Source organism: Flavobacterium sp. (genome assembly GCF_036515215.1).
GTDB lineage: Bacteria > Bacteroidota > Bacteroidia > Flavobacteriales > Flavobacteriaceae > Flavobacterium.
This window is the reverse complement of sequence record NZ_DATBVQ010000182.1, coordinates 15,125-29,564: the sequence shown is the minus strand read 5'-3', so window position 1 is coordinate 29,564 and position 14,440 is coordinate 15,125. Positions and strand designations below refer to the sequence as shown.

At 38.2% G+C, this 14,440-nt stretch carries 16 protein-coding genes; 8 read left to right on the top strand and 8 right to left on the bottom strand.

Annotation, left to right across the window (positions count from 1 at the left end):
* The 5 genes from VIH09_RS12655 to VIH09_RS12635 form a co-directional block, all read right to left on the bottom strand.
* On the bottom strand, positions 1–1,490 hold a 1,490-nt coding region (locus VIH09_RS12655; RefSeq protein ID WP_331581548.1), incomplete at its 3' end, for a sodium/proton-translocating pyrophosphatase.
* A gap of 121 nt (positions 1,491–1,611) precedes the next feature.
* Positions 1,612–2,142: an inorganic diphosphatase gene (locus VIH09_RS12650; RefSeq protein ID WP_331581546.1), complete on the bottom strand. Its 531-nt coding sequence runs from the start codon at positions 2,140–2,142 to the stop codon at positions 1,612–1,614.
* Between the two features lie 110 nt (positions 2,143–2,252).
* Positions 2,253–2,855: a DNA-3-methyladenine glycosylase 2 family protein gene (locus tag VIH09_RS12645; protein WP_331581544.1), complete on the bottom strand. Its 603-nt coding sequence runs from the start codon at positions 2,853–2,855 to the stop codon at positions 2,253–2,255.
* 93 nt (positions 2,856–2,948) lie between these two features.
* Complete coding sequence (locus tag VIH09_RS12640; protein ID WP_331581542.1) at positions 2,949–5,435, bottom strand: DUF5686 and carboxypeptidase-like regulatory domain-containing protein; 2,487 nt, start codon at positions 5,433–5,435, stop codon at positions 2,949–2,951.
* A gap of 69 nt (positions 5,436–5,504) precedes the next feature.
* Positions 5,505–6,482, bottom strand: a complete 978-nt coding sequence (locus tag VIH09_RS12635) for a pyruvate dehydrogenase complex E1 component subunit beta (RefSeq protein ID WP_331581540.1) — start codon at positions 6,480–6,482, stop codon at positions 5,505–5,507.
* Between the two features lie 267 nt (positions 6,483–6,749).
* Here VIH09_RS12635 and VIH09_RS12630 point away from each other — a divergent pair, with 267 nt between their 5' ends.
* The 4 genes from VIH09_RS12630 (at position 6,750) to VIH09_RS12615 (ending at position 10,213) form a co-directional block, all read left to right on the top strand.
* The gene (locus VIH09_RS12630) at positions 6,750–7,496 is read left to right on the top strand and encodes an electron transfer flavoprotein subunit beta/FixA family protein (RefSeq protein ID WP_331581538.1); all 747 of its coding nucleotides are present in this window, start codon (positions 6,750–6,752) and stop codon (positions 7,494–7,496) included.
* 72 nt (positions 7,497–7,568) lie between these two features.
* Complete coding sequence (locus VIH09_RS12625; protein WP_331581536.1) at positions 7,569–8,537, top strand: electron transfer flavoprotein subunit alpha/FixB family protein; 969 nt, start codon at positions 7,569–7,571, stop codon at positions 8,535–8,537.
* A gap of 140 nt (positions 8,538–8,677) precedes the next feature.
* Complete coding sequence (locus tag VIH09_RS12620; RefSeq protein WP_331581534.1) at positions 8,678–9,307, top strand: bifunctional nuclease family protein; 630 nt, start codon at positions 8,678–8,680, stop codon at positions 9,305–9,307.
* Between the two features lie 81 nt (positions 9,308–9,388).
* A complete protein-coding gene (locus tag VIH09_RS12615; protein WP_331581531.1) occupies positions 9,389–10,213 on the top strand; it encodes a thymidylate synthase in 825 nt (274 codons plus the stop codon).
* A gap of 26 nt (positions 10,214–10,239) precedes the next feature.
* On the opposite strand, the gene VIH09_RS12610 is transcribed toward VIH09_RS12615, so the two are convergent.
* Entirely contained in the window at positions 10,240–10,536 is a 297-nt protein-coding gene (locus VIH09_RS12610) for an isoamylase early set domain-containing protein (RefSeq protein WP_331581529.1), read from the bottom strand.
* Positions 10,537–10,772: 236 nt separating this feature from the next.
* Here VIH09_RS12610 and VIH09_RS12605 point away from each other — a divergent pair, with 236 nt between their 5' ends.
* Positions 10,773–11,111: a 2TM domain-containing protein gene (locus VIH09_RS12605; protein ID WP_331581527.1), complete on the top strand. Its 339-nt coding sequence runs from the start codon at positions 10,773–10,775 to the stop codon at positions 11,109–11,111.
* A gap of 5 nt (positions 11,112–11,116) precedes the next feature.
* On the top strand, positions 11,117–11,599 hold the full coding sequence (locus VIH09_RS12600) for a dihydrofolate reductase (RefSeq protein ID WP_331581525.1): 483 nt from the start codon (positions 11,117–11,119) through the stop codon (positions 11,597–11,599).
* Positions 11,600–11,652: 53 nt separating this feature from the next.
* Here the strand turns inward: VIH09_RS12600 and VIH09_RS12595 are convergent, their stop codons facing one another.
* Complete coding sequence (locus VIH09_RS12595; RefSeq protein ID WP_331581523.1) at positions 11,653–11,952, bottom strand: hypothetical protein; 300 nt, start codon at positions 11,950–11,952, stop codon at positions 11,653–11,655.
* Between the two features lie 241 nt (positions 11,953–12,193).
* On the opposite strand from VIH09_RS12595, the gene ubiE reads away from it, so the two are divergent.
* Complete coding sequence (gene ubiE, locus VIH09_RS12590; protein WP_331581521.1) at positions 12,194–12,925, top strand: bifunctional demethylmenaquinone methyltransferase/2-methoxy-6-polyprenyl-1,4-benzoquinol methylase UbiE; 732 nt, start codon at positions 12,194–12,196, stop codon at positions 12,923–12,925.
* Between the two features lie 20 nt (positions 12,926–12,945).
* Positions 12,946–13,650, top strand: a complete 705-nt coding sequence (locus tag VIH09_RS12585; RefSeq protein ID WP_331581519.1) for a porin family protein — start codon at positions 12,946–12,948, stop codon at positions 13,648–13,650.
* Positions 13,651–13,704: 54 nt separating this feature from the next.
* Here the strand turns inward: VIH09_RS12585 and VIH09_RS12580 are convergent, their stop codons facing one another.
* Positions 13,705–14,430: an RNA methyltransferase gene (locus VIH09_RS12580; protein ID WP_331581517.1), complete on the bottom strand. Its 726-nt coding sequence runs from the start codon at positions 14,428–14,430 to the stop codon at positions 13,705–13,707.
* Positions 14,431–14,440: the final 10 nt, after the last annotated feature.

The window sequence follows — 14,440 nt, the reverse complement described above, 5'->3', positions numbered from 1 at the left end:
GTTGCGGCAGTTGTGTTACCCACAGCATCCAATATGTCGGTTCTGGTGCGCACTTCTTTCGGCAATTCACTCATTTCGGCAATTCCCCCCGCATTATCAGAAATAGGTCCAAAGGCATCAATAGCCAATTGCATTGCGGTTGTAGCCATCATAGCCGAAGCCGCTAAAGCCACACCGTAAAAACCGGCAAGTGCATACGAAGTCCAAATGGCAGCAGCAAATAATAGAACTGTCGGAAAAGTAGAAATCATTCCTGTCGCCAAACCTGCAATTACGTTTGTTCCCGCTCCCGTACTTGATTTTTGCACGATTGCCATAACAGGTTTCGTACCTAATCCTGTATAATATTCAGTCACTGATGAAATAACAGCGCCAACCACCAATCCTACGATAGTTGCATAGAAAACCCTCATTGATGAAATCTCTTGCATTCCTTCTCCAAAGAATTCCATTTTCATGGTTGTAGGTAACATATATCTTACCAAAAAGAAACAGGCAATAGCCGTTAGGATAATAGAAGCCCAGTTTCCAATATTTAATGCTTTTTGCACTTGCTGCTCTTTTGCCTCAGGATCCGTTATTTTAACCAATAAGGTTCCGATGATAGAGAATAAAATCCCAAAACCGGCAATGGCCATAGGTAATAATATAGGCCCTATTCCTCCAAAAGCATCTTCGATACTTCCGCCCATATCTTTGATCACATAGTTCCCGAGAACCATAGCTGCCAAAACCGTCGCTACATAAGAGCCAAATAAATCAGCACCCATTCCTGCAACGTCTCCTACATTGTCACCTACATTATCTGCAATTGTAGCAGGATTACGGGGGTCGTCTTCCGGAATACCGGCTTCTACCTTACCTACTAAATCAGCTCCTACGTCAGCCGCTTTTGTATAAATTCCACCACCTACTCTGGCAAACAAAGCGATGGATTCCGCCCCAAGGGAGAAACCCGTCAATGTTTCAAGAACGATGGTCATGTCTTCGTTAGTAGTCCAAACGCCATTCATGAAAAAATGGTAAAAGAAAATAAAGAAAGAGGTCAAGCCTAAAACGGCCAAACCGGCAACACCAAGTCCCATAACGGTTCCGCCACCAAAAGAAACATTCAGTGCTTTTGGCAAACTCGTGCGCGCGGCTTGCGTTGTTCTAACATTAGTTTTTGTAGCGATTCTCATCCCCATATTCCCGGCCAAGGCCGAAAAAAATGCTCCGAAAACAAAAGCTATTACGATAAATAAATGGGTTGAAGTTCCCGGTATAAATGTAATTGCAGCTAAAACGAAACTGGCGGCAATCACGAAAAAAGTCAATAACCTATATTCTGCTTTAAGGAAGGCGAGTGCCCCTTCATAGATGTAATCTGAAATCTCTTTCATCTTCCCGTCCCCGGGATCTTGTTTCAATACCCAAGTTCTTTTAAGCCACATAAACAGAAGTCCTATAATCGCCATAACTATTGGCAAATAAATCATAATTGTATTCATAAATTTGGTTTTTGGTTGTTGGTTAATTTGTTAATATTTTAAGCGTAACGAGACGAATTTAAACAAAAAAGCAATACTCTTGGTAGAATATTGCTTTTTTTATAAAATATATGGAGAAAAATTACTTAATACTGAATAACCCTTCTGGTTTGTTTTCTATCGCGTCAAAACGTTGGGTACATTTTCTGATGATTTCATAAGCTTCGCCCACGTCTCCCCATCCACCTACATCAACTGTTTTGTTTTCAAGATCTTTATATACTTGGAAGAAATGTTCGATTTCTTTCAATAAATGTGGATTCATGTCAGACAAGTCGTTTAATGAATTCCAAATCGGATCTGAAACAGGTACACAAATTACTTTTTCGTCCGGTCCTTTGTCATCGGCCATATGGAAAACACCGATAGGCTTCACTTCCATAACACAACCCGGGAAAGTTGGTTCGTTTACCAATACCAATACGTCTAATGGATCTCCATCAAGTGCCAATGTTTCAGGAATAAATCCGTAATCCGCCGGATACATCATTGAAGAGAACAACATTCTATCAAAACGCATTCTTTTTATTTCGAAATCGTACTCGTATTTGTTTCTACTTCCTCTTGGGATTTCGATTAGCACATCGAAAGTTTTTATTTTGTCTGCAGTCATTTTATTTTATTTCTTAAATTCTTTTTGCGTTTGCAAAAGTAGTCTAAAAACCCTTTTATTACAAGTATTATTCGCCTTAAAACGCAAGAAAACACAAGGTTTACCATTTATTAATATGAAATGCTCCTCCCTCTTTTTTGCAAATAATAGTGCCACAGCAGAAATGCCGCCATTGATCGATGCGGACTCCATCTCAAAGCGTGAATTTCCATTTCTTCCTTAGTTTCAAACTGAAGTAATTCTTTCATGGTGTTTACCACTGCAATATCACCCAGTGGTAATAAATCTGGGGCCTGAAGACAAAACATCAAATACACATCGATGGTCCAGTTCCCTATTCCCTTTATTTTGATAAGCTCTTGACGGACTTCCTGAGCCGTTTTGGCCCTTAACGATTCTAAATCAATATCATTATCTAAAATTGCTTTTGACAACGCTTTGATATAGGACGTTTTTTGTCGGCTTACACCAAGTCCCCTGAATTCTTCGTCCGATAAATTAAAAAGTGCTTCGGGTCGGAAACTTTTCTCTTTCGCTTTTAATTTCAAAAATGTCGCCTTCGCCGAATCGATGGACACCTGCTGTTCCAGAATCAACAGCACCAGAGTCTCAAAACCTTCCGGTCTTTTCGGGATTTTTGGCATCCCGTACTTTTCAATAATCATTTTAAAAATGACATCTTGTTCAGTGAGATAATCTAAAGCTTGTTTCATTGACGATTATTTTTTAGCCCAGATAGCAGTGGAAACCCTTTTCTTTTTTTCTTTAAAAAAGAAAAGATTGAAACGAATAGCTGGAAAAAGCTTTTAGAAATAAAATCCAAACGATCCTTTTACAGTAAATCGGTTAGTGTCTGGCGTATTCAAATAATTCCCTCGCCAAGCGAAATCGATACGGAACACCTTGAAGATGTTCCCAATTCCCGCGCTGTATTCCCAGTACACCTGCTCGGGCGCATTGTAAACCAAACCGGAAGCGTTGATCGCCCTGTTTTCGTCCGAAATGGTTCCGTAAACCCCTTTTACGCCGATGATTTCTCTCCAATTGAGTTTTCTCATGAACGGAATTCTGGCGAAAAGCCTTCCACCAAAATTGTGGTTCCACTCCAAAGTCGCGTATTGGTCAGTCACAAATTCATAAAAATTAAGGTTGCTGAACGTATTCTCAATGATGAAATACGATTGATTTCCGGGAATAACGCTCATTAACCCCAAAGGAATCGTCCCAAAGGTTTTCCCCACTTCCATAATTATGTTCGTGCGCCCTAAGGGCCCAATGATTATTGGCTGTTTGTAGTACAGTTGTATTTTTTCGTATTGGAAATCACTGTTCAAAAGCCCTTTAAAACCATGACTGTAATTCAAGTAAAAACGGCTGAATGGGCTGTCTACATTTTCCCTCTCGACGGCATATCCTATCGTTTGCCTGTTGGGCGTATACTCTACCTGAAAATTAACTTCCGACTGTTTCACGTCACTTTTTGTCGTCGTATGAGCGGCGTCAGTATAGTAATCCAGGCTGAAAGTATCAGAGGCCGATTCCAAGGTTCTGTAAGAAAATCCGGATTGAAAAGTCAAATTCTTAATGGGTTCGATCTCCACCCCAACATTGGTAAGGTTAATATTGGTCAGTTTCCCGTTACTTCCGGATGAGAAAACGGCCGACGAGGCAAAACTCCTGCCCAAAACATCGTTTGTCGTGGTCAGACTTGCCCCTATTTGTTCAATATCGCGTCTGTTCCCTCCCGATAAAATAATTCGGTTTTTCTTTTCAACCATCCATTTACCGGAAAGTCCGTATTTGAATTTATCGTCGTTAAAGCCGTAGGCGGTATAGCCTTGCAAACGCCAGCTATCATTGGGTCCGAAATAGGTTCTTCCTCCTGCTCTCAGTCGGACTCCCTCTACTTCATTGTAGCCAAATGTTGAAAAAATAGGTCCGAAATCGAAATGCCCAATTGGTATGTAACCACTGGCAAGCACTTGAACCAAATTATATATTTGCTTAAATTTCTTTACCGTCTGCAGGGTATCTAGCATTTTGTACACACCCAATTCGTCTTTAGTCAAATTTTCGAAACGGTTTTCACGCCAATATTCCTCTGATTTATTGTAAACCTCATTATCTATATAACTGACCTCGTCCTTATAAAAAGATGCGGGTTTCAGTTTATTGAATAAGTGATTGTCATAAAGTGTCGTCCTTTTGCCGTAGACTCCTTTTGATTCTTCCTTTTTATTCAATGCAAAATCCGACATCATGTAATCCCGGGTCAACAAAAATATCGAGTCATTTTCCACATCAAATTCCTGTTCGATATAGATGTCTTTTACCCAGTTGATGTTGGCGCTTTTTGTGGCGGCCATATTAATTTTCTTGATGGCGAATGTGGTGTCGTTGACCCAAAAATCGCCTTTAAAAGTCAGCTCGTTTTTCCTTCTCGGATAAAACACGATGTTGTAGCACCATTTTTTACCGATATATGCACTGTCTTTGAGGACATAATTGTAAACGTCAATCCCGGTTTTAGACAAAGGACTGGTGAAACTTTTATCAAAAAAGGTCAAATGATTATCATAAATATCATACTCTGAATACAAATCTTTCACAAAAGACATGATCTGTTGATTGCCGCTGAATCCGGAACTTTTATTTGCCGTCAATTTTTCTTTTATCTTCTTTAGCTTATTATTTCCATAGACATCATACAATGACTCATTTATAAATATCGGCAAATAGGTTTTTCCCGTAACCTTGGATGTGTCCACGTGATCGAATATAAATTCCATCCCCTTGAAAAGTTTGTTTTTCATAAAAGCACTGTCAATTGTGTTCATGTCAAACTCCACTTTCTCATACTTTTTCATCTCGTATTGGTCAAATTGACTCAAGCCGTTTTTGCGTTTTCTTTCCCAGATTTTCCTAAGAATATCGAGGGCTGGATTGTCCTTTTTCGAAGTCTTCCCCGTAAAAATAACCACTTCTTTCAAGTTTTCGGCTTCGTTTAACTGAACCCTGAAATTATAATTGACCGCTTTTTCCAAAGTGACTTCCCTATCGGAAAAACCAACAGAAGTGACTATTAATGCCGTATACGTCGTGGGGGATTCTAGGTAAAAACGACCGTCTTCATTAGCAACGGTCCCCACATTGGAATCCTTGAAAGCTACATTTGCGAATGGAATAGGTTGGTTTGTCTTGTCCACAACTATACCGCTCACCTTCGTCTGGGCAAAGAGAAAACTCGCTTGAACGAGCAAACAAAGTAGACTGAATATTATACTCTTTTTCATAATTCATTTTAAAAAAAAAGACTTCATCACACTAATGCATGATGAAGCCCTTATAATATATTTAATGTATTATTTATACATTACTTTTTTAACCGCTTTAATCACATCATCAGCATTTGGCAACCATTCTTTCAGCAGAACTGGAGAATATGGTGCTGGCGTGTCTGCTGTCGTAATTCTTTGTATTGGTGCATCAAGAAAATCAAAAGCACGTTCTTGAACAATATAAGTGATCTCAGAAGCAACACTTGCAAAAGGCCAAGCCTCTTCAAGTACCACTAACCGATTAGTTTTTCTAACAGAAGTCAAGATTGTTTCGTAATCCATAGGACGTACGGTTCTCAAATCGACAATCTCACATGAGATTCCTTCTTTGGCTAATTCCTCAGCAGCAATATGAGCTTCTTTTATAATTTTCCCAAAAGAAACGATAGTAACATCAGTCCCTTCACGTTTGATGTCAGCAACTCCAATTGGAATTACATATTCACCATCTGGAACTTCTCCTTTGTCACCGTACATTTGCTCCGACTCCATAAAAATTACAGGGTCATTATCGCGGATAGCCGCTTTCAAAAGCCCTTTTGCGTCATAAACGGTAGAGGGAACGATTACCTTAAGACCTGGAGTGTTGGCAAACCAATTTTCCAACGCCTGAGAGTGAGTTGCCCCTAATTGTCCAGCCGAAGCGGTTGGTCCACGAAAAACGATAGGCACATTAAATTGGCCTCCGGTCATCTGACGCATTTTAGCTGCGTTATTTATGATTTGATCAATTCCGACAAGACAGAAATTAAAAGTCATGTATTCCACGATCGGTCTACAACCGTTCATTGCTGAACCCACTGCAATTCCGGTAAATCCTAGCTCGGCGATTGGAGTATCGATCACTCTTTTTTCTCCAAATTCAGCAAGCATCCCTTTCGATGCCTTGTAAGCGCCATTATATTCGGCAACCTCTTCACCCATTAAGTATATAGACTCATCATTACGCATTTCTTCGCTCATTGCTTCACAAATGGCCTCTCTAAATTGTATCGTTCTCATATTTGATATTGTAAGTGTAATTTTCCAAGAGCAAAAATAAATATTAAATATCATTTAAATGCATAAAATACCCTAAAATAACAAGAAGCTATTTCCGGCTATTCGCTATATCTTGCTGTGGCTAAAGGAGCCACAGCAAGGATGCCGCTGCTATCCGGGCTACGAAAACGTAATAGTTTCCAAAAAATATTATGCGTGCATAGTATATTATTCAAAATATTATTCTAATTTTGTAACAGCATTTTTAGAAAAATAAAAAATAAACCTATGAAAATATTAGTTTGCATCAGTCACGTTCCTGATACTACTTCAAAAATTAATTTTACCAATGGTGATTCAGAATTTGATACCAACGGTGTGCAATATGTAATCAATCCAAATGACGAATTTGGTTTGACACGTGCAATTTGGTTCCAAGAACAACAAGGGGCAACTGTTACTGTAGCCAATGTTGGCGGACCAGAAACGGAGCCTACCTTAAGAAAAGCATTGGCGATTGGCGCAAACGAAGCTATTCGTGTCAACGCAAATCCAACCGATGGTTTTTTTGTGGCGAAACAACTTGCTGAAGTAATCAAAAACGGTGGATATGACCTTATCATCGCAGGAAAAGAATCCTTAGATTATAATGGAGGAATGGTTCCTGGAATGATTGCCGGAATTTTAGGTTATAATTTCGTGAATTCTTGCACCGGGATAACAGTTGAGGGAACAGCGGTAAAAGCAGTTCGTGAAATTGACGGTGGAAAAGAAACGGTTTCTACTACATTGCCATTAGTTATAGGTGGTCAAAAAGGATTAGTTGAAGAAAAAGACTTGCGTATCCCAAACATGAGAGGAATCATGACCGCAAGAACTAAAGTTTTGACAATTGTAGAGCCGGTTGAGGCGCCAGCCAATACTAAGGCAGTGAAATTTGAGAAACCGGCAGCAAAATCTGCAGTGAAATTAATTTCTCCGGACAATTTAGATGAGTTAATCAACCTGTTACACAACGAAGCAAAAGTAATATAGTAATCAGTGTTCAGTCGCAGTTTTCAGTTCTGAAACTTTAAACTTTAAACCTGAAACTTTAAACAAAAAATTATGTCAATATTAATATATGCAGAATCTGCTGAGGGAAAATTCAAGAAAGTAGCTTTCGAATTGGCCTCATATGCAAAAAAAGTAGCAGAATCATTAGGAACAACGGTGACAGCTGTAACGGTTAACGCTGGAGATGTTTCGGAATTGTCAAAATACGGAGTAGATAAAGTATTAAAAGTAAACAACGACAAATTAGCCGGTTTTACAGCTAAAGCATACGCTGATGTTATCAAACAAGCGGTGCAAAAAGAAAATGCCAAGTTAGTTTTACTTTCTTCAACTACTGACAGCATCTATCTTTCTTCATTGGTAGCGGTAGCTCTAGAAGCCGGTTTTGCTTCAAATGTGGTGGGATTACCTGTTAGCACTTCTCCTTTTCAAGTAAGAAGAAACGCTTTCTCAAACAAAGCATTCAATATAACAGAAATCTCAACCGATGTAAAAGTACTTGGCCTTGCCAAAAACTCATATGGGATTTTCGAGACTGCATCTACACTAACCGAAGAAGATTTCAATCCAACAATTGGCGACAATGATTTTGGCGTAAAAGTGGAGTCAGTAGAAAAAGTGTCCGGAAAAGTATCGATTGCCGATGCTGATATCGTAGTTTCAGCAGGTCGTGGATTAAAAGGACCTGAAAACTGGAGTATGATTGAAGAATTAGCTTCGGTTCTTGGTGCGGCTACTGCATGTTCTAAACCAGTTTCTGATTTAGGATGGAGACCTCATGGAGAACACGTTGGACAAACAGGGAAACCGGTTGCGACTAACTTATATATCGCTATCGGTATATCAGGAGCGATCCAGCATATTGCGGGAATCAGCTCGTCTAAAGTAAAAGTAGTCATCAATAGCGATCCTGAAGCCCCTTTCTTTAAGGTTGCCGATTATGGAATTGTAGGAGATGCATTTGATGTTGTGCCAAGATTAATCGAAAAGTTCAAAGCTTTTAAAGCCCAACAATCATAATTCAACAAATCTGTTCAAAAATTAATGCCTAAAAAACAAGATATTCGTATCTTTGCTTTTAGGCATTCTTTTTTGACATTGGAATTTGCCCAATTTTTTATTAAAAACTTTGTACAACGTACTTTTCCATTTCAGCAAATATGAGCTTAGTTAAATTATCCATAAAAGGAATTTCATACAGCCAAACACAAAACGGAGCCTATGCTTTGATTTTGAATGAAGTTGACGGCGAAAGAAAGTTACCTATTGTTATAGGTGCTTTTGAAGCGCAGTCAATTGCTATTGCCTTAGAAAAAGAAATTAAGCCTCCCCGTCCTTTGACACATGATTTGTTTAAAAATTTTGCGGAGCGTTTCGATATTGTTGTAAAACAAGTCATCATTCACAAATTGGTTGACGGAGTGTTTTATTCCAGTATCATATGCGAAAGAGATAAAATAGAGGAAATTATTGATGCGAGAACATCAGATGCAATTGCACTGGCATTACGTTTCAACGCTCCTATCTATACTTACAAAAATATTCTGGACAAAGCGGGTATCTATCTGAAAGCAAACGCACAAGACGAGGACAAAGACGCACAAGAAATAGACGACATCCTTTCAAACCCGGAAACTTTTGGAAAAGAAGAAGAAGGAAGTCAATCCGGCCGAATATACATCAAGCATAGCTTGGAAGAATTAAACGAATTACTTGGCCAAGCCGTAGCGCATGAAGATTATGAGAAAGCGGCAAAAATAAGAGACGAAATTTCAAAAAGGGAATCGTAATATTATGTTTAATCCTCAATTTGGCTGTTTTTGAATTCAAAACCAAATTAACCCATCGTCGAATTACCAAATAACATTTTAATGAAGCAATATTTAGATTTAGTGCAACACGTAATGGAAAACGGTTGTCAAAAAGGAGACCGCACCGGAACCGGTACAAAAAGTGTTTTCGGACACCAGATGCGTTTTGACTTGAGCGAGGGATTTCCGATGGTAACAACCAAAAAACTGCACCTTAAATCTATTGTCTACGAATTGCTTTGGTTCCTGAAAGGGGATACAAATATAAAATACCTTCAGGAAAACGGGGTGAAAATCTGGGATTCTTGGGCCGATGAAAATGGTGATTTGGGCCCGGTATACGGCCACCAATGGCGCAATTGGAACAGTGAAGAAATCGATCAAATCACAGATCTGATTCATGAATTGAAAACCAACCCCAACAGTCGCAGGATGCTTGTTTCCGCTTGGAACCCTTCAGTACTGCCGGACACAACTAAATCATTTGACGAAAACGTCGCAAACAATAAAGCAGCCTTACCGCCTTGCCACGCGTTCTTTCAGTTTTACGTGGCAGACGGAAAATTATCCTGCCAATTATACCAGCGAAGTGCAGACATCTTTCTAGGTGTGCCATTTAATATAGCCTCATACGCACTGTTGACCATGATGATTGCTCAAGTATGCGGTCTAGAAGCGGGAGAATTCATCCACACTTTTGGCGACGCACACATTTACAACAATCATTTTGAGCAGCTGGAATTGCAACTATCCAGAGAACCGAAATCATTACCAAAAATGATACTGAACCCTGAAATAAAAGATATATTCGCGTTTGATTTCAATGACTTCAGCCTTGAAGGATACGAACCACATCCGGGGATAAAAGGAAGCGTAGCCGTCTAAGATCTGAAAAAATGGGAACTCTACAACTATACGGTCAAAACACCATTTTCATTTCCGGCAAACTCATTCCACTGGAAAGAATCCGATTCCGTTTCATTTACAAAGGTTCCATCGATTACGTATTTGAATTCATACGAAGCATCTTTGCATATATTAAAAACGCCCTTAAAAGTTCCGTTTTTCAACTTATTCAGAGTTCCTTCCTCCGGATTCCAATTGTTGAAGTCACCGATAACTGACGCTTGAATCGCCTCTTTAGCCTCGACCGAAAAAGTTACTTTACAAACTGGTTTCGTTTTTATAAATTGTTTTTTAATTGACATAACTATTTCATTTTTAGATTTATACAACAAAGAAAGCGAATTTAACCGAGCTTCTCACGGCTGCATGAAGTTTTAAGACAATGAAGCAAACTATGTTAAATTTTAGACAATTTATTCAAAATGCAGGCCTTGAATTTCATTAAATAAAAAAGAAAACGTTTTCACAATAAATATTCCCAATCCTAAATAGCGACTTTACAAATTAAATTTTATCTTTATCAACTAAAATTTAACTTATGGAAAGAGAACAACATGAATTATACGAATATGCCCGTAAAAGAATAAAACAAAAAAAGGGCCTCTATTTTCATTTTGTCCTATTATTTTTAGTGAGTTTATTTATTTTTGTTTCCACAAAAATTTTTAATTTTAGCCCGAACTCAAACTGGTATATTTGGTTTATTACGGTTTGGCTATTTCTTTTTATTTTACATTTCATCAAAGTATATATCACGGACCGTTTCATGAATAAAAACTGGGAGCGCGAACAAATAGACCGTTTGGTCGCTTTACAGCAAAAAAAAATAGCAGAGTTAGAAGCGCAAATTACTGAAGAAGCCATAAAACAAGAATAACGAATATGATTATAATGATTGCGGCGGCATCCGAAAACAATGCGCTCGGAAAAAACAATGAATTGGTTTGGCATCTGCCAAATGATTTCAAACGATTTAAAAACCTCACTTCAGGACATCGTATCATTATGGGACGGAAAACATTCGAGAGCTTTCCCAAACCGCTTCCCAATAGAACGCACATCGTCATAAGCCGGCAAGAGGACTACAATCCGAAGGGCTGTATTGTTGTGAACAGTATGGAAAAAGCGCTGGAAATCTGCCCTAAAAACGAGATTGCCTTCATCATTGGCGGAGGGGAAATATATAAGTTGGGGATTCCTTTTTCAGACAAAATCGAACTCACATTAGTCCATCACAATTTTGAAGCCGATGTTTTTTTTCCAGAAATCAACCTTGAGGAATGGGAAATAATCAATTCTGAATTTCAGCCAAAAGACGAAAAACATCTTTTTGACTATACGTACCAAACCTACGCCAGAAAATAAAAACACCCCAACAAGTTGGGGTGCCTTTTTTACTCAATGATCGGGAAAATGACCTACTCTTGAAAGAGAATTTGATAACATAATACAAAAATCACAAATGCCAAAAACACTCCAGAAATGAAGATGATAACATTTGATGTTTTTTGAGAGTACATCTCAAAAAAGCCTTTAATACCAAATACCACGAAGGTACTAAAGACAAAGAAAATTAAAATTTCCAAAAACAAATTTAATCCTAAGAACGTATGTTGCGCTAATAATACATTACTGCTTCTTACGGCAGCACCATCAAAAAAGCTAACAAGAACAAGCGATATAACTAGCGCAAGAAGCAACCACTTGATTTGGATCATTAATTCCCGTTTAATCATTGAACAAAATCATTCTATTAACTATGTAAAACTCGTCATAATTTTTCTTAGCCACAATACCCACTTTTAGTGATATTTCAATTATTTTACACCTAACTACTTCACTCCTATTTTAATATGATTAACAACCGGAAAAACTATCCACGAATATTTTTTCCTACTTATTCGGAATCTGGTTTATACTTCAAAATAGATTGTATTATATTTGTGCAAATTAAAAAAAATGTCAAAAAACATAACACCCTATAAAAATTCGGCTCTAGGCAAAAAAGAACAAGTTGCAAAAATGTTTGATACCATATCAGGAAATTATGACAATTTGAATCGTGTCATTTCTTTCGGGATAGACGTCAAATGGCGTAAAAAAGTTTTGCAAATCGTGGCTCAGTCGAATCCCAAAACAATTCTGGATATAGCAACAGGAACAGGCGATTTAGCTATTTTAATGGCAAAAACGGATGCTGAAAAAATTGTTGGCCTGGACATATCTGCAGGTATGCTGGAAGTAGGGGTGAAAAAGATTGCCGATAAAAACCTTTCCCACACTATAGAAATGATCTTGGGCGATTCGGAAAACATGCCTTTCGAGGACAATTCCTTTGATGCCATAACCGTTGCTTTTGGGGTGAGAAACTTTGAAACTCTGGAGAAAGGATTAACGGAAATACTTCGGGTTTTAAAACCAAATGGAGTATTTGTGATTTTAGAAACTTCCGTTCCCGACAAAACACCTTACAAACAAGGCTACAATTTTTACAGCAAAAACATATTGCCTATTATCGGAAAATTATTTTCCAAGGACGATGTAGCTTATGGTTATTTGTCTGAATCAGCAGCAGCCTTTCCTTATGGTGAAGCTTTGAACAATATTTTAAGGAAAGTTGGGTTTATAGATGTGATAGCGATGCCTCAAACTTTTGGAGTAGCCACCATTTATAAAGCATCCAAAAAGTAATGCCCAAAGATATTTCCCTTATGAAAAAAATAGTTGTCATTATCTTACTCGCTTTATCTGTCAAAGGCAACTCACAGTTTAAAAAAAGCATGTTTGGGAAAGACCCTATAATAAATTTGGAGAATTTTCAAAAAGCACGGGTATATTATGGCTTTTATTTGGGATTCAACTCTTTCGATTTCAAAATAGATTACAGGACAGTGAGCCCGGACATCCTGGTTAGTAAGACGACTGGGTTCAATGTGGGGATCGTGGGTGATTTGAAATTGCAGGAATATATAAACTTGCGATTTGAACCTGGCCTATATTACACCAAAAGGGATTTAAACTATCCTGGGTTCACCAGCAAAGCCGATGCATTAAGGGAAGTTAACAGCACCTACATCCATTTGCCGCTATTGCTGAAGTTTTCTTCGTTAAGAACGGGCAATATCCGACCATATATAGTTGGCGGCGTTTCCACCACTTTGAATTTATCCAGTAATTCTAAATCAAAAGATGATAATTACGAACAAAAATTCAGAGTAAAACCTTGGACTAAAAGCTACGAGCTAGGTTTCGGTATTGATCTTTTCGCGGAATATTTTATATTTTCCCCTTCGATCAGAGGTGTTTTTGGACTTTCCGACGAGTTAATTCGCGACAATAATCCGAATAGCCCTTGGACGGGCAATATCGAGTCCTTGAAATCGAGAGCTGTCTTGATTAATTTTACATTTCATTAAAATAGTGATCAATGTTCAGCTTTTTGGTATTCAGGTGCTAATCAACTAAAACCACTATCCCCTTTTAAACTCACTAAGAATAATTGCCGTAGCTGTTGCCACATTTAAGCTTTCCGTTTTTTGGACCTCGCCAAAACGGGGAATTGACAGTCTGTTTTTAATCATTTTTTCAAGATCTTCCGAAATACCGTTAGCCTCGTTGCCCATGATAATGATTCCTTCTTGCGGCAAATTGGTTTTGTAAATATTTAAACCGTCCATAAAAGTGCCAAAAACCGGCAACTGGGTGTCTGAAATAAAGGCATTTAAATCGACATAATTTACATTGACCCGGGCAATGGATCCCATAGTTGCCTGTACTACTTTTGGATTGTATATATCGACCGTTTCCTTTGAACATAACAATTGTTCAACGCCAAACCAGTCACACAATCTCAAAATGGTCCCAAGGTTTCCAGGGTCACGTATCGAATCCAGAGCAATAATAAGACCTGACTTCTTAATTTCTTTCTCGCGAGGCATTTTAAATACTGCCAAACAAGTATTTGGCGTTGCCAAAGCGCTAATTTTTTTCAAATCCGTTTCGTGCACTAATGTCTTTTTGGCAAACAAAACATCTTCAAAATCATTTTCAGTAGTGTACAAATGTTCGAGTTCGAAATTAGATTCCAACAATTCTAGAACCACTTTTACACCCTCGGCAAAAAATAATTGATTGGCAATTCGATACTTTTTCTGTTGTAAACTCGATATAAGTTTTATTTGGTTTTTACTAACCATAAAAATATGT